Here is a 21,215-nt window from a genome sequence, read left to right on the forward strand (position 1 = left end):
ACGACCGTATGACGACTCCGTGGGGCGAGACGGTGCTGGCCCGGTTCCCCGAGGATCCGCGGGACAGGCTGCGTGCCTGGGACGCCTCCGACGCGTATCTCCTCCGGCATCTCGCCGACCGGCGGACCCCGATGTCCGGCACGGTCGTGGTCGTCGGCGACCGCTGGGGCGCCCTGGTCACGGCGCTCGCGGCGTACGGCCCGACGCAGATCACCGACTCCTGGCTCGGGCAGGAGGCGACACGCGCGAATCTCGCCCGCAACGGCGTCGAACCCGGCACGGTCCGGCTGCTCACCACGCAGGATCCCCCGCCGGACCGGATCGACGTGCTGCTCGTGCGTGTGCCGAAGAGCCTGGCACTGCTGGAGGACCAGCTGCTGCGGCTGGCGCCGGCCGTGCACGCGGACACGGTGGTCGTCGGCACCGGCATGGTGAAGGAGATCCACACCTCCACTCTGAACCTCTTCGAGCGGATCCTGGGCCCGACCAGAACCTCGCTCGCCGAGAAGAAGGCGCGGCTCGTCTTCTGCACACCGGGCCCCGCACCGGCCCGCCCCGAGAACCCCTGGCCGTACCGCTACACACTGCCCGAGGACATCGGCCCGGTCTCGGGACGGACGGTCGTCAACCACGCCGGCGTCTTCTGCGCGGACCGCCTCGACATCGGCACCCGGTTCTTCCTGAAACACCTGCCCGCCGGCCGGAACGGCGGCCGGGTGGTGGACCTGGGGTGCGGCAACGGTGTCGTCGGTACGGCGATGGCGCTGGCCGATCCGCGGGCCGAGGTGCTGTTCGTGGACGAGTCCTTCCAGGCGGTGGCGTCGGCGGAGGCCACGTACCGGGCGAACGGCGTGCCGGGACACGCCGAGTTCCGGGTCGGCGACGGCCTGTCGGGCCTGCCGGCAGGCAGCGTCGACCTCGTGCTCAACAACCCGCCCTTCCACTCCCACCAGGCGACCACCGACACCACGGCCCGGCGCATGTTCACCGACGCCCGCCGCACCTTGCGCCCGGGCGGCGAGCTGTGGGTGATCGGCAACCGGCACCTGGGGTACCACGTGCAGCTGCGGCGGCTGTTCGGCAACAGCGACGTGGTCGCGTCGGATCCGAAGTTCGTGGTGCTGAGGGCCCGGAAACGCTAGGTGTGCCGGTCCCGCGGTGCGGTAGCAGTGCCGGGTCAGCGGGGGACGGGCGGAGGCCAGGCACCGGGCGGTCCGTCGATCCAGGCGGCCAGGGCGACCGGGTCGGGCGCCGGGCCACTGGACCGGGCCCGCGTGTACACGCCGCGCACCAGTTCCGGCCGGTGCGAGAGCGCCCGGACCGCGCGCCGCGTTTCGGCCCGGGAGCGCCCGGCACCGTCCGCCTGGCGCAGGACCAGCGCCAGGCCGGTCCAAGGACCGGGACTGTCCGGGTCGGCGGCCGCACCGGCCAGGCACAGGTCGCGCGCCGTGCTCAGGTCGCCGAGCAGACGTGCCGTGTCCGCGGCGCAGTCGACCGCCGCGCCCGGTGGCGCAGCCGCGAGGGTGTCCGGGGCGACGGCCGCCTGCCTGAGCCGCGCCATGCCGTCACTGAGCCCCTGGGCGTCGGGACAGGGATCCAGACGGGACTCCGCGCTGGTTCCCGCGGGGCGCCGGGCACCGCGGAGCCAGGCATCGGTCAGTACGGTGACCTCGTCGTCCGCGGGCCGCAGATGGTGCAGCCGCCAGCGCAGCCGGTGGTCGGCGACGGCCTCGTCGGCGAGCGCGGAAATGTCCGCGTGCACGTGTTCCACCCGCCAGGGCCCTGTGTGCGCGCCCATGAGGTCCAGGAACCGCGCACCGGCCCCGGTCCACCGCGGCGCCTCGCGAAGGGCCGCGTACGCGTCCCTGACCTGGGTCCGCCAGTAGGCGAGTTCGAACTCCGCCCGCCGCAGTGCCGCTCCCTGGACCGTCCCCATGTAACGCTGCCAGAACTCGACCACTCCGAAGAACGCGTACACCCCCTGGAAGAGTCCTTCGAACGGGCGGGGGACATCGCGCCAGGGGGCGTAGTGCAGGGAGTGGTCGTCGCGGTCGTCGTACAGATCGATGAGGTCGAGTACGGCGTTCAGCTTCTGGTGGCGGAACTCGTGGGTCAGCGTGCAGGCGAGGTCCACGGCGTCCGGCGGTTCGCTGACAACGACACCGCCGAACGCGTCACTGGAGGACGACGAGGTGACCAGCGGCCCCGGGACGGCGGGGCGCGGCGTGATGGAAGTGAGCGCGGCGCCGAGCGCCTCGGCGTGCCGCGGGCCGGTCCGGCGAAGGATCCGCGACGCCTCGGCCACCAGGCCGGTCCACCGGGCCGCCGGGCCGTCACCGAGCCGCGCGGGGCGTTCCGGTGGTCCCGGACTGCGAAAGGGGTGAAGGTCGTCGAGGTACACACCCGAGGTCTCCCGCGGGCCGTCTCCCCCGACATGCCGCAGCGGCCACCAGCCGCCGGCGGCGTTCCCGGGCGACGGCGGCAGACGCACGTCGACCGCCGAGACGCGTACGGTGGCCTCCCCGGCGGTGACGTCGACGACGGCCGTCCGAGCCGCCGTCGGGCCCAGATCGACGACCCCGAGCAGGGGCAGCACCGCCAGCCCTCGGTGCACGGGAACCGGGCAGGTGAAGGTGAGTCCGGCCCTGATGCCGGCCGCGGCGGCCAGGGCGTACAGGTGGCCGCCGCCGGCCCACTGCGGAAGGGCGGGGCCGCCGTGGCGGTCCCGTAACGCGCCCAGGACGTGGCTCATCCACCGGCCCACCGCCGGGTCCAGGAGGAGGTCGTCGGTGGCCTCCGGAGCCGCCCTGCCCGCTTCCTCCAGCAGGGCGCGGGCGCGCGAGACGGGTACGAACCCGGTACCGCCCTGCTGCCGGGCGTCGAGTTCGTCGAGGAGGGCACGGAGCACGGTGACGCGGATGTCCAGCTGCCCGGCCTTCAGCGTCTCGATCACGTCCCGGTTCTCGGCGCCGGTCGCCAGGGCCCGGAAGGTGTCCCGTTCGCGCAGCGGCCCGGGCAGGACCAACCGGGCAGAGGTGTCCCCGGTGATCCGCGCGTCGGATTCGCCGCCCTCGTCCGCGGGCGCCGGCGTCACGTAGACGACGTGGTCGGAGGCGGACCGGCCCGAGTCCTGGTGGCCCCACGAGTAGCCTCCGCCGCCGCCGGCCTCGGCGCCACCCCGGGACAGCCGCGGTCGGGTGAACCGGTCGAGCGTCCTGCGGGTGGCGGGGTCGGTCGCGGGCGGGACGCGGGCGAGGGCGTCAGCCAGGGTCGGCCGGGCCGGGGTCAGGCCGCCGTTCGGCGTCGCGTCGGCCTTACGGGGGGCCGCGCCGCTCCCGTCGGTGCCGGTGTCGTGCGGTCCGTTGTCGGTCACGGTCCGTTCTCCTCCCGTGTCGTCCCGCGGTGTGGCGCCGTTCGCCGCCCGCCGCTGCAGATCCGCCCGGACGAGGCCGAGGTTGTGGCGGCACGTCAGCACGTTGGGATGGTCGTCGCCGAAGCGTCGTACGTTGGCGGTCAGTACGGCCTCGAAGTGGCCCGCGGACTCCTCGAGGCGTCCCAGCATGTGCAGTACGGTGGCCAGTTCGTGGCGGTTCGCCACCGCGTCCGGGTGCTCCGCCCCGAAGCGCTTGCGGTTGACCGTCCAGAACCGTCTCAGCTCGGCCTCGGCGGCGGTCAGATGCCGCTGGTCCCGGTGGATGCGCGCCTGTTCGTGCCGGAAGACCAGCATGTCGGGGTGGTCGGGGTCCCGGTGTCTGGCGATCTCGGCCACCACCATCGAGCAGACTGCGGCCGCCTCCTCGACGTCGCCGCAGTCGCGCAGGGCCCGCACGAGACTCAGGCCGGAGGCCAGGGAGAGTTCGTCGCCGTCCCCGAACAGGCCGCGGCTGGTGTCCCAGACCTCGCGCAGCTCCACCGCTGCCGCACGCACCGCGTCACGCTTGTGCCAGACGGTGGCCAGGTCGTGCCGAGTGCGCAGCACGGCCCTGATGTCCGGTGGCCTCAGCGCCCGGCGGATGCGCAGCACGACGCGCAGTTCGTGCTCCGCCTCCTCGTACCGACCCAGCTCGCGCAGTACGCGTGCCCGGCCACTGCGGGCGGACTGGGCGAGGGCGTGGTCGGCCGGCAACGTCCCCTCGCAGGCCAGGCCCACCGCGTGGTACTCGGCCTCCGCGTCGTGCAGGCTGCCCTCGTCGCGGAGGGCGAGAGCGAGGGACAGGCGAGCGGCGAGGGTGTCGGGATGCTCGGCTCCCAGGTGATCCCGCCGCACGTCGGTCACCCGCGCCAGCTCCCTGCGTGCGTCGGAGTACAGACCGATGTAGTAGCGGTACTGCCCGGCCCTCAGCGCGGGTTCGGTCACCTCCACGACCACGGACTCCGCCTCGCCCACGACCGGCAGGTCGAGCGGGGCCGAGCAGTGCGGCGCGATGTCCTGCCAGCGGGGCCAGTGCGGCGGCTCGGCCGGGTTCAGTCCCTCCATCGCCTGGTGCAGGAGGAGGACGACAAGGTCCCGCAGCTGCCCGGCGGCGCGGGTGAAGGCCCGGCTCGTGCGCATGCTGAGACGGACCAGCGGGTGGATGGTAATGCGTCCGCCGGTGTCACCGGCCGGTCCGCCGGAGCTTTCGACTCGGACGAAGCGCAGTCCGGCCAGTCCTTCCAGGGCGGTCCTCAGGTCCGGGAAGGAGGGCCGGTTCGGCGCGAAGAGCGCGCTGTTCACCATCGACTCCGCGTCCAGCAGCCGAAGATGCGGCACGGGGGTGGGTCCGAAGGCCGAGAGCAGCAGCATCAGCGGCTCGGCTGCGTGGTTCCCCTGCTCCTTGAGGAGGTCGAGCGAGAGCTCCCAGGTGGCGGTGATGCGGGCCAGATCCCCGTCGAGTTCGGCCTGCCCGGGTGGCGGTGCGGCGATCGCCCCCTGCCGTGCGTCGACACTGCGGCGGTACCCGGCGTATGTTCTCGGTCCCTCCACCGGGGGCCACCCCGTGGTGCGCGCCGCCCGGCCCAGATAGGTCCCGGCCAGGTCGAGGGCGAGGGGGAGTCCCCCGAGATACGCGGCGAGTTCACCGGCCTGTTGCGGATCCCCCGCGCCGGGTGCGAGGTCGAGCAGGACGCGGGCACCGTCAGAGGCGTCCAGGACGTCGACCGGCAGTTCGCCGGCCCAGTCGGCCAGTTGCCCCCAGCCCGAACGCCGGCTGGTGACGAGTACGGCGCCGGGCAGCCGTCGCGGTGAGCGGAGCCAGCCGACTCCCTCCTGCAGGGGCCGGTCCTTCGCGGCGAGCAGTTCGGGGGCGTTGACGTTGTCGAGCACGAGGAGCCACGGCTCACGGAGTTGCTCCAGTTGCCGCCACAGGAAGTCGGCCTTGTGGCCGAGACCGAAGGCGTCCCGGTCCGCGCCCGCGTCGAACGCGACCGCGTACAGGGCTCCGGACAGGCCGTCGTCCCCCTCGGCGGAGACCCACCACACATGGGTCATGGGGCCCTCCTCGGCCAGTCGGTGGGCAACCTCCAGGGCCACGGTCGTCTTCCCGGACCCACCCAGCCCGGACAGCACCCATACGCCCGGGGCGTGTCCCGGGCGCTCGACGTGTGCGCGCACAGCTGTGCTCAGGTCGGTGACCAGCCGGTCGCGGCCCCGCAGGCGGTCCTGGGCCACCCGGCGTTCGGGCAGCGCCAGCGGGGTGGAGGTGATGCCGGACTGAGAGGGCAGCGCGGGCGCATCCGGCCGCTCGTGCGGCTGCTCGTCGAACGGCTCCGAGAGCGTCATCGTCCACCGTCCTCTCGCCCGGAACGCACCGGCCGCCGCGGTGGAGCATCCGTCACCACCACGAAGCTCCTCGGTCCGCACGGGTTTCGGTCGAGTCCGCCTCCCACCGGGCGGCAGGAATCATCATGGCCAACAACCCGTTTCCCCCGGGCGGTGAACCGCGGAATTCGTCACGTTGCGCGGGCGGGGGATGAACGGGAGTCGTTGCGGGCAGGTACGGGAACGGCCGACGGGGGCGCACTCATGACAAACACCGGTTTCACACCGCTCACCGACAACCCGGTGCTGAGCCGGGACGGTGACCTGTACGGGTTTCTTCCTTACCTCGACGTTCTCTCCGACGCGGTGTTGGCGGCTCAGCCGCTCCCGCTGACCGTCGGCATCTTCGGACCGTGGGGTTCTGGCAAGTCCAGCTTCATGCACATGTGGCAGGAGCGGCTGGGGCCGGACGCACGCACGGTGTGGGTGAACCCCTGGAAGTACGACCAGAAACAGGAGATCTGGGCGGCGGTCATCACCTCGGTGCTGGCGGAGATCAAGCAGAATGAGCGTTCCCGGGACAAGGCGGTGCGGCTGGCCCGCTCCCTCACCTGGCTGTCGCTGCGTGGTGTGCTCAGCAGCGGCGCTCCCATGGTGACGGGCGGGCTGTTCGGCAAGGAGGAAGCGCAGCAGGTGCTGGACCGGCTGGCGAGCAGCGACGCCGAGTTCCACCGTCATGTCAACGCCTTCGAGCAGGACTTCGCGGAGGCCGTGGCGGAGTTCCTCGGCGACGCGGACCGTCTCGTGGTGTTCATCGACGACCTCGACCGCTGCACTCCGGAGGCCGCGGTGACCGTCCTGGAGTCGCTGAAGCTCTTCACCGGGGACTCGCGCTGCGTGTTCGTCCTGGCCATGGACTACGACCTGCTGTCCGCGGTGGCGGGGGCGAGGTTCGGCGACCTGGCGCCGGTGAAGGGATCCGTCTATCTGGAGAAGATCGTGCAACTTCCCTTCTTCCTCCCGGAGGTCGCCTGGGACACCCTGCGGCACGCGCTCGCCCCGTACGTACCGCGGCTGGCGGACCGAGAGGCGTTCTGGCTGCTGGCCCGGACGGCCCTGGGACCGAGCCCGCGGCGTCTGAAGCGCTATGTCAACGTCCTCAACCTGGCCACGGCGATCCTTGAGCGCACGGGTCAGGGGCCGTTGACGCAGGAGCGGCAGCTGCATCTGGCGCTCCTGCTGATCCTGCGCGGCGAACACCGGGACTTCTACAACCATCTCGCCGTCCAGCCGGACTCGTGGGCCCAACTGGACGACTTCGCCTGCGGCCGGAGCAGTCACCCCGGGCCGGTCGCGGCACCGTTCATCGCCGACGCGTCCCTGATGCGCCTGCTGGCTCTGGGGCGCGAACGACGGGCCGATGTGTTCCCGCCGGCGCCCACGGCCGATGAGGTCGAACGCATGATGACCACGGTCCGGGTGACGGCCGGCGGAATCTGAGCCCACGCGGTGCCGCGCGCGGTGACTGCCTCGGTGATCACGGCCACCGCCCGGGCCATCGCCTCCCGTCCATCGTCGGACAGCTGCGGGAGTCGACGGCCTCGGAGCGGGCGGTGAGCAACGCACTGATGGCGTCGGTCATGGCGATGCGCAGGGCGGTTCCGACGTTGACCCCGGTGATGCTGCCCGTGACTGCCGCGGCGGGTTCGCCGTCGGGGAGGCCGGAGGAACCGTGCAGGAGGAGGCGCACGTCCATGGCGGCCGCCAGCCGTTTCGGGAGGGCACGGTCGACGGTGCGGGTGGTCATCGCGTGAGTGATCCCGACGGCGACGGCCAGGGCGTCCGGGCCGGAGTGGGCGACGAAGGCGCGCGCCTGGTCGGGGTCGGTAAGCCGGGGCGTGGGCATCGGGCGCGGGCTGTCCGGCCTTGCCAGCGATTCTCCCCGGCTCCGCCTCGATCCACAGCCCCGGGCCGTGGGGCCCGGTCCACGGCGGCCCGGGTCGCGGCGGCCCGGGTCGCGGCGTGGTCGGGTCGCGGCGTGGTCGGGTCGCGGCGTGGTCGTCGGCGCCGGGCCGCGTCGTGCGTCACGGAACCGAAGCCGGCGTCCGGGCCCGGCGCAGCAGGGGCGTCGCTCTGGACGTGGCCGAGGTGGAGCGGGACGGACGTCACGCGGTCGGCGGCGACGGCGGCTCGGGCGAGCGGCAGGAACCGGCCGTGGCGGAGCCCGACGGCGTTCTCGCTGCGCCTGAGTGACCGGAAGCGACTCGGCGCCGGCGATGGGGGTCCTCGACGTGTTCGAGGGTGATGATGTGCGGCCGCATCGGTGACACCCGGGTCGCGGACTCCGCGGAGACCGTGCGCCGCTTCGAGGAGACGGGGCTGCGCGTCGCGTGGTGTGAGGCCCCCGCGCAGCTGGCCGGCGTGGTGGCGGGCCCGGTCGATGTGGTGGGGATGGCAACCACCCTGCGGCCCCCGCCGCACACGCGGGCGAGGGGCAACGGCAGCAGCACGGGTGGAGCGGCCGCCACCCGACGCTTCGGCTTCCTCCTCCGGCTCGATCGGCCGGACGGACCTAGGCTGGACAGACGTGGTGCACGCGTGACGGTGTGCGCCGCCGGCCAGGGAGGCTGCGATGGACGGGACGGCCAGGGAACGGAGCGCATCGGCAGCGCCGAGGTACATACCGATCGCCGATCATGGGCTGATCGGTGATCTGCGCAGTGCGGCGCTGGTGGGGATCGACGGCACCATCGACTGGTACTGCTGCCCGTCCTTCGATTCGCCGAGTGTGTTCGCCGCGATCCTGGACGCCGAGCGGGGTGGCTGCTTCGAGCTGGCGGCGGCCGTACCGGCCCACACCAAGCAGTTCTACTTTCCCGACACCAACGTCCTGATCACCCGTTTCTTCACCGAGGACGGGGTCGGCGAGGTACAGGACTTCATGCCCGTCGACGGCGAATCGACCGGGGAGCACCCGCACCGGCTGATCCGGCGGGTGCTGTGCGTACGCGGCTCCGTGCCGTTCCGGACCCGGGTGGCGCCGCGCTTCGGCTACGGCGCTCACCCGCACACCGTGCGTCTGACCGGCGGCATCGCGGTCTTCACATCCCGGGACCTGTCCCTCGCGCTCACCGCGACCGTCCCGCTGGAGGCCGGCGGACCGGATGTGCGGGCCGGTTTCACGCTGGCCGAGGGCGAGACGGCGGTCCTCGCCCTGGAGCAGTTCGACGCCGACACGCCGCCGAACCGGTGTGAGTGCGGGGATGCGGAGGGGGAGTTCGCCACGACGGTGTCGTACTGGAGGAACTGGCTGTCCTCCTCGCGCTACCGGGGGCGATGGCGGGAGATGGTGCACCGCTCCGCCCTCACGCTGAAGCTGCTCACCTACGCGCCGACCGGCGCGATCGTGGCGGCGCCGACGACCAGCCTGCCCGAGGACCTCGGCGGGGAACGCAATTGGGACTACCGGTACGTCTGGGTGCGCGACGCGGCGTTCTGTGTGTACGCGCTGCTGCGGCTGGGGTTCTCCGAGGAGGCGGCGGCGTTCATGGCGTTCGTGTCCCGGCACGTCAGCCCGGGTAACTGCAGAGGCTCCGGCCCACTGCAGATCATGTACGGGATCGACGGCCGCACCGACCTCACCGAGCACGAGCTCGGCCATCTGGAGGGTCATTGCGGCTCGGCACCGGTCCGGATCGGCAACGCCGCGGCCGACCAGTTGCAGCTCGACATCTACGGGGCGCTGATCGACTCCATCTATCTGTACGACAAGTGGGCCGAACCGGTCTCCAGCGAGCAGTGGGACCACGTGACGGCGCTGGTGGACTGGGTGTGCGCGCACTGGGAACAGCCCGACGAGGGCATCTGGGAGACGCGCGGCGGGCGGAAGAAGTTCCTGTACTCGCGGCTGATGTGCTGGGTGGCGGTCGAGCGGGCCATCCGGATGGCCCACCAGCGCGGTCTGCCCGCCGATCTGCCCCGCTGGCGGGCGAGCAGGGACACCGTCTACCGGCGGATCATGAGCAGCGGCTGGTCCGCGTCACGGCAGGCGTTCATGCAGCACGAGGACGGGGACGTACTGGACGCCGCGGTACTGATGATGCCGATGGCGAAGTTCATCGCGCCGACCGACCCCAAGTGGTTGTCCACGCTCGACTCCCTCACCGAGGACCTGGTCTCCGACTCCCTGGTCTACCGCTACGACCCACAGGCGAGCCCCGACGGACTGCGCGGTGACGAAGGCACGTTCTCCATCTGCTCGTTCTGGTACGTCGAGGCGCTGACCCGGGCCGGACGGGTCGACGAGGCCGCCCTCGCCTTCGAGAAGATGCTGACGTACGGCAACCATCTCGGGCTGTACGCGGAACAGATCGGCCATACCGGGGAGCAGCGGGGCAACTTCCCGCAGGCCTTCACCCATCTCTCCCTGATCAGCGCCGCGTTCAATCTGGACCGCGCCCTGGGCTGAGGCTCAGTGCCCGTGGCCGTCGGAGTGTCCCGGTGTGCCGCTCGGAGGGATCTCGGCTCCGGTCTCGGCCGCTCCGGTCTCGGCCGCTCCGGCCCGGACCGTGAACGCCGCGGTACGGACGACTCCCTCGTGCTTGAAGTCCAGGAACAGCCGGTAGCTGCCGCCACTGGGTGCGGTGGCCGTGAAGGAGACTTCCGGGCCGGGGTCGGTCCGGCCGTCGCCGGGTTCGCCCTGCGGATGGACGTGCAAGTAGGCGAGGTCTCCGTAGCGCAGGGCGACCAGGTGGCCGTAAGCACCGAGATGGGGCTGGAGGTCGGTGACCGGCTTTCCGTCACGCGAGACGCTCAGACGCAGTTCGCTCGCCCGGCCGGGCCGCAGTGACCCCGTCAGCCCGACCTCGTAGCCGTCGACGCGGGCCGTGGCCGCGGCCCGGGGCAGTTCCTGCGGCCGGTAGGAGCCGGACGCCGCGAGATCCGCTCCGAGCGTGAGGTTCTCCGCGCCCCGCTCGGCCGGGGTGAAGTCGGCGAAGACCCGGTAACCGCCGGCCCGGGGCAGGTCGACAGGGGTGCTCCAGGTGCCGTCGGCGGCACGGGTGGGGTGCAGATGGCGGTACGTGAGCAGGTCGCGGGAAGCGACGATGAGGTGGAGTTCCTTGCCGTGCTCGCGACGGTACTCGGTGACGGCCCGCCCGCTGTCGTCCCGCACGGTGAAGCGCAGGTCGGCGCGGTGCCCGGCGGTGACCCGCGGGGTCCGCAGATCGAGGGTGTATCCGCCTTCGGAGATCTGGAGCCCGCCGGGCGGCGTGCCGTCGTGCCCGGTGTGGCCGCCGCTTTCCTTCGCCTCCGGTGACGCCGAGGTGTGCCGCTCGTCGTGCGCCGGCGCACGCTCCGCGACGACCGGGTCGAGGGCCTCGCCGATGCCGTAGGCCGTGCCGAAGGTCGCGGCCAGGGCGGCGGCAAATGCGGTGATCTTCAGTCCGGTGTTCATGACCGTCTCCTCGGAAACAGGGACCCACGGCTCACAACGAGCCGATCCATGGAGCTCACCATACCCCCAGGGGGTACTCAGTCAAGTCGGCTCACCATCTTGCGGCGCATACCCCACCGGGGTATACATGAACTCCCTACCGGGTACCCCCGCCCCGTATCTTTCTGCCACAGGAGCACAGGATGACCGTCCGTACAGCCGATGTCGGCGCCGGCGCCGAAGCCGAGGTGGAACTCACGATCGGCGGCATGACCTGCGCCTCGTGCGCCGCGCGGATCGAGAAGAAGCTCAACCGGATGGAAGGGGTCACCGCCACCGTCAACTACGCCACCGAGAAGGCCAGGGTCGGCTACGGCGGCGGGGTGACCGTCCCCGACCTGATCGCCACCGTCGAGTCCGTCGGATACACGGCACAGGAGCCGGCACCGGCCGGGCCCGCGCCGGAGACGGACGGACTCCAGTCGCTGCGCCACCGGTTGACCACCGCCGTCGTGCTGGCGGTGCCCGTGGTGGCGATGGCGATGATCCCCGCGCTGCAGTTCGAGTACTGGCAGTGGCTGTCGCTGACCCTGGCGGCGCCGGTCGTGACGTACGCGGCATGGCCCTTCCACAAGGCCGCCCTCACCAACGCGCGGCACGGTGCGGCCACCATGGACACGCTGATCTCGGTCGGTACCTCGGCCGCGTTCCTGTGGTCGCTGTGGGCACTGTTCTTCGGGACGGCGGGCACCCCGGGGATGACGCACCCGTTCGCGCTGACCATCTCCCGCTCGGACGGCGCCGGGAACATCTATCTGGAGGCGGCGGCGGGAGTCACCGCGTTCATCCTGGCAGGCCGCTACTTCGAGGCACGTGCCAGGCGGAAGGCGGGCGCGGCACTGCGGGCCCTGCTGGAGCTGGGCGCGAAGGACGTCACCGTGCTGCCCGCCGACGGAGTCGAGAAGTCGATTCCCGTGGCCGAGCTGATGGTGGGCGACCGATTCCTGGTACGCCCCGGCGAGAAGATCGCGACCGACGGAACCGTCGTCGAGGGTTCCTCCGCGGTGGACGCCTCGATGCTCACCGGCGAGTCGGTGCCGGTGGAAGTCACCGCCGGGGACCCGGTCACCGGGGCGACCGTCAACGTCGGCGGGCGCCTCGTCGTGACGGCCACCCGGGTCGGCTCGGACACCCAGCTGGCCCGCATGGCACGGCTGGTGCAGGACGCGCAGAACGGAAAGGCCGCCGCACAGCGGCTCGCGGACCGGATCTCCGCCGTCTTCGTGCCCGTCGTCATCGCCCTGGCCCTGGGCACCCTGGGTTTCTGGATCGGCAACGGCTCCGGCCTGACGGCCGCGTTCACCGCCGCCGTGGCGGTCCTGATCATCGCCTGCCCGTGCGCCCTCGGGCTGGCCACGCCCACCGCTCTGATGGTCGGCACCGGACGCGGCGCCCAGCTCGGCATCCTGATCAAGGGCCCTGAGGTCCTGGAGTCCACCCGCCGCGTCGACACGGTGGTCCTCGACAAGACCGGCACGGTCACCACGGGCCGGATGACCCTCCTGTCCGTGCATACCACCGCCGGTACCGACGAGACCGAAGTGCTGCGGCTCGCGGGCGCGTTGGAGCACGCCTCGGCGCACCCCATCGCCAGGGCGGTCGCCGACGGCGCGCGCGAGAAGCTGGGCGAGCTGCCCGTGCCGGAGGACTTCGCAGACGTCCCCGGTCTCGGAGTCCAGGGCGTCGTCGACGGCCACGCGGTCCTCGTCGGCCGCGACCAGCTGCTGCGGGAGTGGTCCCTGGAACTGCCCGAGAGCCTGGCCCGGGCCAGGGAGCGGGCCGAAGAGACCGGACGCACCGCCGTGATCGCCGCCTGGGACGGGGAGGCGCGCGCGGTCCTGGAGATCGCCGACGCGGTGAAGGACACCAGCCCCGAGGCCGTCCGCCGGCTGCGCGCACTCGGTCTGCGGCCGGTCCTGCTGACCGGGGACAACAACGCGGTGGCTCACACGGTCGCGCGTGACGTCGGCATCGCACCGCAGGACGTCATCGCCGAGGTGCTGCCGCAGGACAAGGTGGACGTCGTCAAGCGGCTGCAGGCCGAGGGCCGTTCGGTCGCCATGGTCGGTGACGGGGTCAACGACGCGGCGGCGCTCGCGCAGGCGGACCTGGGCCTGGCCATGGGCACCGGCACGGACGCCGCGATCGAGGCCGGGGACCTGACCCTGGTCCGCGGTGACCTGCGAGCCGCGGCGGACGCCATCCGCCTCGCCCGCCGCACCCTCGGCACCATCCGGTCCAACCTGTTCTGGGCGTTCGCCTACAACGTCGGGGCGCTGCCGCTCGCGGCGGCGGGACTGCTGAACCCCATGATCGCGGGGGCGGCCATGGCCTTCTCCTCGGTCTTCGTGGTCGGCAACTCCCTGCGCCTGCGCACTTTCCGGGCCGCCTGACCCGCCGGGGGACGGGGCGGGCGGGCACCCCGTGTGGTGTTTGCGTACCGTGGGCACCTGGTGATTCCCGCACCACTGTGCGGGTACGCCACTCCACGATGCCACCGCGGGAGAGACAGATGAGCGAGCCGCCCACCACCGCCCAGGACGTCACCCGTCCACTCACCGAGCCCGTGCCGCCGGCCGACGGACTGCGCAGGGTGGCCTCCGCGGTACTCGGTGATCTCAGAGCGGTGGACGGCGCCCTGTACGCGGCGGTCGCGGCCACGCCGACGCCGACCCTCGACCGGGCGCTGCGCCGTCTCTCCCACGCGGCTGACCATTCCAAGATCTCGTTCAGCATCGCGGGTGCGCTCACCCTGGCGGGGTCACGTCCGCGCCGGGCGGCGCTCGCCGGTGTCGGGGCCATAGCGGTGGCGTCGGCGTCGGCCAATCTGCTGGGCAAGCGTCTGGTACGCAGGGACCGTCCGGACCGGGAGGCGGCGCGGGTGACTGTGGACCGCCATGTACCGATGCCGACCTCGGCGTCGTTCCCCTCCGGGCACACCGCGTCGGCGGTCGCGTTCGCGACGGCGGTCGGGACCATGCTGCCTGCGGCGTCCGTACCGCTGGGGGCGCTGGCGGGGGCGGTCGGATACTCCCGTATCCATACGGGGGTGCACTATCCCGGCGATGTGGCGGCGGGGGCGGTGCTCGGTATCGCCAGTGCGGCGACCGCGCTGGCCGTGGCGTCGGCCCGTTTCCCCGCGTCGTATGCGCGGGGGCCCCGGCAGGGGTGAGGCGCCTGCCTCACGGCGCGGTGAGGAGCGCCAGAGGTCCGGGGAACGGAGTTTCGCCCACTGCCCGGGGCCGGTGCGGCTCCCCGGGCCGGTTGCGCCACCCGCCGCTCACCGGTACCCCCGGCGTTGGCGCGGAGCGGGGATGCCCGGCCCGGCACCGACCGGGTGCCGCCGGGCCCACCCGATCGCCCTGGGAATACCTCCAAGGCCGTTTCCGACGCGGCCGGAGGGGAAGGCGCGGCTGCCCGCGGCGGGCGACAGCGGGTGCCCGCGAAGGGCACGGTACGACAGCCCCGGCGACGGCGCGGCCCCGCTCACCACGCGAGGCCGTCCAGGTAGGCCTCCACCCGCTCCCCGTCCCAGGCACCGTCCGCGACCACGACCCGGTACCGGTACGCGAAGGACTCGCCCGGCGCCAGCGTGAACTCCTCGAAGAACGCCCAGGAGAACGCGACCGACGGTACCGGCTCCGAGCGCACGAACCAGTGCGACGGGTGAACAAGCCCGCCCCGCCTCGAGGTTCTCCGGCGCATGCGCGAAGACGAGCGTGGAGTGACCGTCGTATGCGTCGTGCTCCGCCGTGAAGGCGAGCCACGCGCTCCGCGTCCCCATGAGCTTCCCGGCATCCGCGCCGGAACCGGAACCGTGCCCCGGCGCGAGAACCGTTCCCCCGGTGAAGTCCCGCGGCCCCCGCCACTGCAGCCCCTTCTCCGCAGACCCTGGGCCCGGCCGCGGACCAGGACAACCCCGCGCCGCCGGAACGCCCGTGACCCGGACGTGGCGTGCGCGGCGGTGGGCGGCAGGCGGCGGGCGGCGGGCGGCGGGCGGTCCGAGCACGACCACGATCACGGTGGGCAGCGCGTCACAGGTCCGGTCAACACACCGTTATCGGTGATTGTTTTCGCGGCTGCGGCACTCCTCCCCGCCCGGCCGCCGGCATGCAGGGCGGCACCCCGGAAGGCGCCCGGACCTGATCGAACCGGCCGTTCGACTCCCCGGGCACGGCACGCGGCGGCCGCACGCCGTCGCCGTACGGGCACCGTCGCGCTCGTACCGCAATCCATCCCAACTCTTGACGCGTCAGCGACAACAGTGGCTTCATGTCCGACATGGGAGCGCTCCCACTCTCAGGAAGGGAAAGCCATGCGCGACACCCGCCTTCTGCACTTACCCACGCTTCCGCTCCTCGGCCTGCTGGCCGCCCTGCTCCTCCCCCTCGGGCTGGCCATGGCGCCTGGCGCGGCAGCAGCAGCGCCGGCGGCGGCCGCCGCCGCGCCGGTGCGCATCATGCCGCTCGGTGACTCCATCACCGGTTCGCCCGGCTGCTGGCGGGCGGCACTGTGGAACCGGCTGCAGGACGCCGGCCATACGGACATCGACTTCGTCGGCACCCTGCCGGAACAGGGCTGCGGTGTGGAACACGACGGCGACAACGAAGGGCACGGCGGCGAGTTGGCCACCCGCGTGGCGGACCAGAACCTGCTTCCCGCACGTCTTGCCGCGACGCTGCCGGACATCGTTGTCATGCACTTCGGCACGAACGACGTCTGGAGCAGTGTCTCCCCCGACCGCATTCTCGCCGCCTACACCGGGCTGGTCGCGCAGATGCGGGCGTCCAACCCGGACATGCGTGTGCTCGTGGCCCAGCTCATCCCCATGAACCCGAGCTCGTGCGCCGCCTGCGCCCAGCGCGTCGTCGACTTCAACGCCCGGATACCCGGGTGGGCCGCGGCGACCGGCACCAGCCACTCCCCGGTCACCGTTGTCGACCAGTGGACGGGATTCGACACCGCCACCGACACCTACGACGGTGTGCACCCGAACGCCGCCGGCGACGAGAAGATCGCCGCGCGCTGGTTCCCGGCCCTGGCCGCGCTCCTGGAGAACGGCGACCCCGGGGAGCCCGGGGAGCCCGGGGAGCCCGCCTGTACGGCGTCCTTCCGTACCGTCTCCGCCTGGCAGGGTGGCTACCAGGCCGAGGTGACGGTGACCAACACCTCCACCGCCCCTGTCCCGGGCTGGACGGTGACGGTCGTACCGGCCGGCGGCGCCCGTGTCACCCAGGTCTGGAACGGCACCCTCGACTCGGCCGCCGACGGCACGGCCACCGTCACCGACGCGGGCTGGAACGGCACTCTCGCCCCCGGCGCGAGCACGGCCTTCGGCCTCATTGCCACCACCCCCGCAACCTCGCCCACCCCGGCGGCAACCCTCGGCTGCACAGCCGCCTCCTGACGCACGGCAGGCAGACACAGATCCCCTCCCACCCACTGGAGCCGCCATGAGATCCCCCGAACGCCGCCGCACCGTCCCACGCACCGCCGGTCTTCTGGTCACCCTTCTGGGACTCCTCCTCCCGCTCCTCGCCGTCACCACTGCGGCCCACGCGGCGCCCACCGGGTTCCGGGTGGAGAACGGCCGGCTGCTCGAGGCCTCCGGGAACGACTTCGTGATGCGCGGCGTCAATCACGCGCACACCTGGTACGCCGACCGGATCGACTCGCTGGCGCACATCAAGGCCAAGGGCGCCAACACCGTACGCGTCGTGCTCTCCAGCGGCGACCGCTGGACCCGCAACGATGCCTCGGACGTGGCGAACGTCGTCGCCCAGTGCAGGCAGAACCGGCTGATCTGCGTGCTGGAGGTGCACGACACCACCGGCTACGGCGAGCAGAGCGGAGCGGTCACCCTCTCCCGCGCCGCCGACTACTGGATCAGCGTGCAGAGTGCCCTGGCCGGCCAGGAGGACTACGTCATCGTCAACATCGGCAACGAGCCGCACGGCAACACCGGCTACGCGAACTGGACAGCCGACACCAAGGCGGCGATCCAGAAGCTGCGCGCCGCCGGGTTCGACCACACCCTGATGGCCGACGCCCCGAACTGGGGCCAGGACTGGGCGTTCACCATGCGCGACAACGCCGCATCGGTCTTCGCCGCAGACCCGGACGCCAACACGGTCTTCTCCATCCACATGTACGGCGTGTTCGACACCGCCGCGGAGGTCAGCGACTACCTGGGCCGCTTCGTCGCCGCTGAACTCCCCATAGTGGTCGGTGAGTTCGGCCACGACCACTCCGACGGCAACCCCGACGAGGACACCATCCTGGCCGTCACCCGGCAGCTCGGTCTCGGCTACCTCGGCTGGTCCTGGAGCGGCAACGGCGGCGGGGTCGAGTACCTGGACATGGTCACGAACTTCGACCCCGCCCAGCTGACCGGCTGGGGCGAGCGTCTCTTCAACGGCGCCGACGGCATCGCCGCCACGTCCGAGGAAGCGGCGGTCTACCGCTCCGGCCCGGGCGACGACACCACCGCCCCGACCGCTCCCGGTGCCCCGAGCGCCTCGGCGGTGACCGCGTCATCGGTGACCCTCCGCTGGGGCGCGGCCACCGACGCGGTCGGCGTCACGGGGTATGACGTCGTGCGGATCAGCGGTGGCGAGGAGTCAGCCGTCAGCACCACCCCCGGCACCTCCGCGACCGTCACCGGCCTCGGCCCGGACACGTCGTACACCTTCGCCGTCTACGCCCGGGACGCCGCCGGAAACCGCTCTCAGCGCTCCGCCGCGGTGACCGTCACCACGTCCTCCGGCGGTACCACCGGAGCCTGCGAGGTGGGCTACCGGGTGACGGGCGAGTGGCCCGGCGGCTTCCAGGGTGAGGTGACCGTCCGCAACACCGGCAGCTCGGCGGTCAACGGGTGGACGCTGCGCTGGGCCTTCCCCGCCGGCCAGCGGATCACCACCATGTGGGGCGGCACACCGGTCCAGAGCGGCTCCGAGGTCACCGTCGCCTCCGCCTCGTACACCGCGTCGATCCCCGCGTCCGGCTCGGTCACCGTCGGCTTCACGGGTACTCGGTCCGGTAGCAACCCCAGCCCCACGGCGTTCAGCCTGAACGGCGCGGACTGCTCCCTGGCCTGATGGAAGGGCTGCCCGGGAGGCGTCCTCCTCCTCCCGGGCAGCAGGCCGGTCAGACGAGACGGGCGAAGACCACCAGGTTCTCGGTGTAGTCCTTGGCGGAGTGGTCGTAGTCGCCGGCGCAGGTGATGAGCCGGACCTGAGCGTCGGGTGTGTCGGCGTAGACGCGCTCGTCGGGGAAGTCGTCCTTGTCGAAGGACTCCGTCTCGTCGACCACGAACGTGGCCTTGCTGCCGTCGCCGCGCAGCACCCGGAAGCGGTCTCCCTTCTCCAGTTCGCCGAGCCGCGCGAACACGGCCGGGGACGTCGCCGTGTCCACGTGGCCGGCGATGATTGCCGTACCGCGTTCTCCCGGGGAGACGCCCTTGGCGTACCAGCCGACCAGGTTGGTGTTGTGGGACGGCGGCGCTTCGAGCTGTCCCTTGCTGTTGATGGCGAGATCGGTGAAGGGGGCGTCGACGTCGATGCCGGGAATGACCAGCCGGGTCGGCTCGGACCGCGGCAGATGCCTGCCGGCCGGCGCGGTGGGAGCGGGCTCGCCCGCGGCCGTGGCGACCGCGGGGGGTGCGTGCGGCCCATGGGCGTCGTCGGGAGGGTCCTCCCCTCCCCCGAACAGCGTCGCGGCCAGCACCAGGCCGGCCCCGCCCCAGAAGACCGCCGTCATGGTGGCGCGCAGTCTTCGCCTCATCGGCGGCGCCGGATCGGTTTCGGGGGGAGTGGGGGGACTGGCCGACATCGGGGGAACCACCTCATTCGGGCACGGCAGGGGGGACACGGGGGAGAGCGGGCGGGGCCGTCATGACGCGCGTGGCACGTCCGACGGCCCCGGCCGCTATGACGCCGGGCATGACTCAGGCCACGTCGCCGGCGACCTTCTTGCGGCGCAGCGCGAAGGCGCCGGCGCCGAGGACTCCGAGTGCGGCCAGGCCGCCGGCGGTGACACCGGGCTGGGCCAGCCCGCCGCCGCCGGTGTGCACGCCGCCGCGCGGCTTCTCGTGGTTCCACTCCTTGTCCTGCTTGCCGCCCCAGGACTCCTCCTTCTGGGAGTCGCCCTTGTCCTTGTAGGTCTCCGGGTCGTGCTTCGGGTCCTTGGCGGTGCCCCAGTCCCCCTCGCTCACAGCGGCCAGAGCCCCGCCGCCCGTGTGCATTCCGCCGTGCGGCTTGTCGCGCTTGCCCTCCTTGTCGTACTTGCCCTCCTTGTCGTCCTCCTTGCTGTAGGAAGAGGTGTCGTGGCCGTCCTCACCGGCGTGATCGGCATAGGCCGCGGGCGCGGCGATGACAAGGGCCGCCGCGGCCGTTGCGGTGGCAAGCACCATGCGGGCAGAGCGCATCGTTCAGTCCTTCCGCTGGGGGCCGGGCAGCTGACATCTCGTCAGCACGGTTGTCCCGTCCTCCGGCACGATCCACGGTCAGTCATGCCGCGCGACCCCACCATCCGGGACGTTCACTCGGGCTAACACCCTCACCCCGCGACGGCACACGGGCAGCACTCTCCACTCTCCCCCGGGTGCCCTCCGGGAACCCTTGCCCCCGGTTCGATCACCACTTAGCCTCACTTTGTGCCGCCAATAAACAAAACCCGTTCGCACACCGTGGTGCCGGGTACCGACCTTGTCCGGCTCCGTATCGCCCTGACCGCCTTCTTCGCCCTCGACGGCTTCGTCTTCGCCGGCTGGGTCGTCCGCATCCCCGCCATCAAGGAGCAGACCGGCGCCTCCGCGAGCGCGCTGGGCCTCGCCCTGCTCGGCGTTTCCGCCGGGGCCGTCATCACCATGACGCTCACCGGCCGCCTGTGCCGCCGGTACGGCAGCCACCTCGTCACCGTCGTCTGCGCGGTCCTGCTCTGCCTCAGCGTCGCCCTGCCTCCGCTGACCCACTCCGCCGCCGCACTCGGCACCGTGCTCCTGCTGTTCGGCGCCGCCTACGGCGGAATCAACGTCGCCTTCAACAGTGCCGCCGTCGATCTGGTGACGGTGCTGCGGCGGCCCATCATGCCCGGCTTCCACGCCGCGTTCAGTCTGGGCGGCATGATCGGGGCGGGCCTGGGCGCACTGGTCGCCGGGTCCCTGTCGCCCACCCGTCATCTGTGGGGGCTCGCCACCGTCGGACTGCTGGTGACCGCAGTCGCGGGACGGGCGTTGATGCGGTGCGAGCCGCTCACCCCCGCGGCCGGCGGACGGGCCGAGCGGGTGGCCCCGCGCAGACTGGACCGGCGTACCCGTGCGCTGGTGATCGTCTTCGGCCTCATCGCGTTGTGCACGGCGTACGGCGAGGGGGCGCTGGCCGACTGGGGCGCGCTCCATCTCGAGGAGGACCTCGGCGCCTCACCCGGTGCGGCGGCGGTCGGGTACACCCTTTTCGCGCTCGCCATGACCATCGGGCGGCTCACCGGTACGACGCTGCTGGAACGCCTGGGCCGGACCCGCACCATCCTCGCGGGCGGCTCCACCGCGGCGGCCGGAATGCTGCTCGGCGCGCTCGCGCCGTCCCTGTGGGCGGCCCTGCTCGGTTATGCGATCACCGGCCTCGGGCTCGCGAACCTCTTCCCCGTGGCCATCGAACGGGCGGGAGCTCTCGCCGGCCCCAGCGGGGTGGCGACCGCCTCCACCCTCGGCTACGGCGGCATGCTGCTCGGTCCGCCCGCGATCGGCTTCATGGCGGACTGGTTCAGCCTCCCGGCGGCGCTGACCAGCGTGGCGGTGCTGGCCGCCGTCGCCACCGTCATCGGCTTCGCGACCCGCCAGGTGCAGGCGGACTGATCCCGTACGGTCCCCGGCGGCCGTACGGGTGGTGTCGCCGGCGGAGGGATCGGGCGCGCCGTGTCGGGGTACCCGGACGCCGGCGTCCGCCGGTCCTTCCGTCGGCGGACGCCGGCAGCGCGACCGCCCTT

The 21,215-nt window shown here is 72.4% G+C and carries 12 protein-coding genes and 2 pseudogenes; 8 read left to right on the top strand and 6 right to left on the bottom strand.

What is annotated here, in order from left to right:
- Positions 1-8: 8 nt before the first annotated feature.
- Positions 9-1,142, top strand: coding sequence for a methyltransferase (locus tag ACZ5C2_RS22110; RefSeq protein WP_468793472.1), 1,134 nt, complete (start codon positions 9-11; stop codon positions 1,140-1,142).
- A 35-nt stretch (positions 1,143-1,177) separates the two neighbouring features.
- Here the strand turns inward: ACZ5C2_RS22110 and ACZ5C2_RS22115 are convergent, their stop codons facing one another.
- The gene (locus ACZ5C2_RS22115; RefSeq protein ID WP_468793474.1) at positions 1,178-5,758 is read right to left on the bottom strand and encodes an aKG-HExxH-type peptide beta-hydroxylase; all 4,581 of its coding nucleotides are present in this window, start codon (positions 5,756-5,758) and stop codon (positions 1,178-1,180) included.
- 243 nt (positions 5,759-6,001) lie between these two features.
- Here ACZ5C2_RS22115 and ACZ5C2_RS22120 point away from each other — a divergent pair, with 243 nt between their 5' ends.
- Complete coding sequence (locus tag ACZ5C2_RS22120; RefSeq protein ID WP_468793477.1) at positions 6,002-7,237, top strand: KAP family P-loop NTPase fold protein; 1,236 nt, start codon at positions 6,002-6,004, stop codon at positions 7,235-7,237.
- Positions 7,238-7,254: 17 nt separating this feature from the next.
- Here the strand turns inward: ACZ5C2_RS22120 and ACZ5C2_RS22125 are convergent.
- A pseudogene (locus tag ACZ5C2_RS22125) lies at positions 7,255-8,058 on the bottom strand (class II fructose-bisphosphate aldolase); the annotation flags it as partial.
- Positions 8,059-8,369: 311 nt separating this feature from the next.
- On the opposite strand from ACZ5C2_RS22125, the gene ACZ5C2_RS22130 reads away from it, so the two are divergent.
- A complete protein-coding gene (locus ACZ5C2_RS22130) occupies positions 8,370-10,205 on the top strand; it encodes a glycoside hydrolase family 15 protein (RefSeq protein WP_468793481.1) in 1,836 nt (611 codons plus the stop codon).
- Between the two features lie 3 nt (positions 10,206-10,208).
- Here ACZ5C2_RS22130 and ACZ5C2_RS22135 read toward each other — a convergent pair whose 3' ends face one another.
- On the bottom strand, positions 10,209-11,192 hold the full coding sequence (locus ACZ5C2_RS22135) for a hypothetical protein (RefSeq protein ID WP_468793484.1): 984 nt from the start codon (positions 11,190-11,192) through the stop codon (positions 10,209-10,211).
- A gap of 182 nt (positions 11,193-11,374) precedes the next feature.
- Between ACZ5C2_RS22135 and ACZ5C2_RS22140 the strand changes: the two genes are divergently transcribed.
- Both ACZ5C2_RS22140 and ACZ5C2_RS22145 read left to right on the top strand, forming a co-directional pair.
- The gene (locus ACZ5C2_RS22140) at positions 11,375-13,624 is read left to right on the top strand and encodes a heavy metal translocating P-type ATPase (RefSeq protein ID WP_468793487.1); all 2,250 of its coding nucleotides are present in this window, start codon (positions 11,375-11,377) and stop codon (positions 13,622-13,624) included.
- A 119-nt stretch (positions 13,625-13,743) separates the two neighbouring features.
- The gene (locus ACZ5C2_RS22145) at positions 13,744-14,403 is read left to right on the top strand and encodes a phosphatase PAP2 family protein (protein WP_468793491.1); all 660 of its coding nucleotides are present in this window, start codon (positions 13,744-13,746) and stop codon (positions 14,401-14,403) included.
- 314 nt (positions 14,404-14,717) lie between these two features.
- Here ACZ5C2_RS22145 and ACZ5C2_RS22150 read toward each other — a convergent pair.
- Positions 14,718-15,111: pseudogene (locus ACZ5C2_RS22150) on the bottom strand (DUF6807 family protein); the annotation flags it as partial.
- A 435-nt stretch (positions 15,112-15,546) separates the two neighbouring features.
- Here ACZ5C2_RS22150 and ACZ5C2_RS22155 point away from each other — a divergent pair.
- Together ACZ5C2_RS22155 and ACZ5C2_RS22160 are read left to right on the top strand one after the other, a co-directional pair.
- Positions 15,547-16,638: a GDSL-type esterase/lipase family protein gene (locus ACZ5C2_RS22155; protein ID WP_468793494.1), complete on the top strand. Its 1,092-nt coding sequence runs from the start codon at positions 15,547-15,549 to the stop codon at positions 16,636-16,638.
- A 46-nt stretch (positions 16,639-16,684) separates the two neighbouring features.
- Positions 16,685-18,328 (top strand): cellulase family glycosylhydrolase, encoded by a 1,644-nt coding sequence (locus tag ACZ5C2_RS22160; protein WP_468793497.1) that lies wholly within the window; start codon positions 16,685-16,687, stop codon positions 18,326-18,328.
- Positions 18,329-18,377: 49 nt separating this feature from the next.
- Here the strand turns inward: ACZ5C2_RS22160 and ACZ5C2_RS22165 are convergent, their stop codons facing one another.
- Complete coding sequence (locus ACZ5C2_RS22165) at positions 18,378-19,061, bottom strand: class F sortase (protein WP_468793500.1); 684 nt, start codon at positions 19,059-19,061, stop codon at positions 18,378-18,380.
- A gap of 115 nt (positions 19,062-19,176) precedes the next feature.
- Positions 19,177-19,656, bottom strand: coding sequence for a hypothetical protein (locus ACZ5C2_RS22170; RefSeq protein WP_468793503.1), 480 nt, complete (start codon positions 19,654-19,656; stop codon positions 19,177-19,179).
- A gap of 264 nt (positions 19,657-19,920) precedes the next feature.
- Here ACZ5C2_RS22170 and ACZ5C2_RS22175 point away from each other — a divergent pair, with 264 nt between their 5' ends.
- Positions 19,921-21,084 carry an MFS transporter gene (locus ACZ5C2_RS22175; RefSeq protein WP_468793506.1) on the top strand — a complete coding sequence of 388 codons (1,164 nt, stop codon included), beginning with the start codon at positions 19,921-19,923 and terminating at the stop codon, positions 21,082-21,084.
- Positions 21,085-21,215: the final 131 nt, after the last annotated feature.

The organism is Streptomyces sp. NPDC031365, from assembly GCF_055569765.1.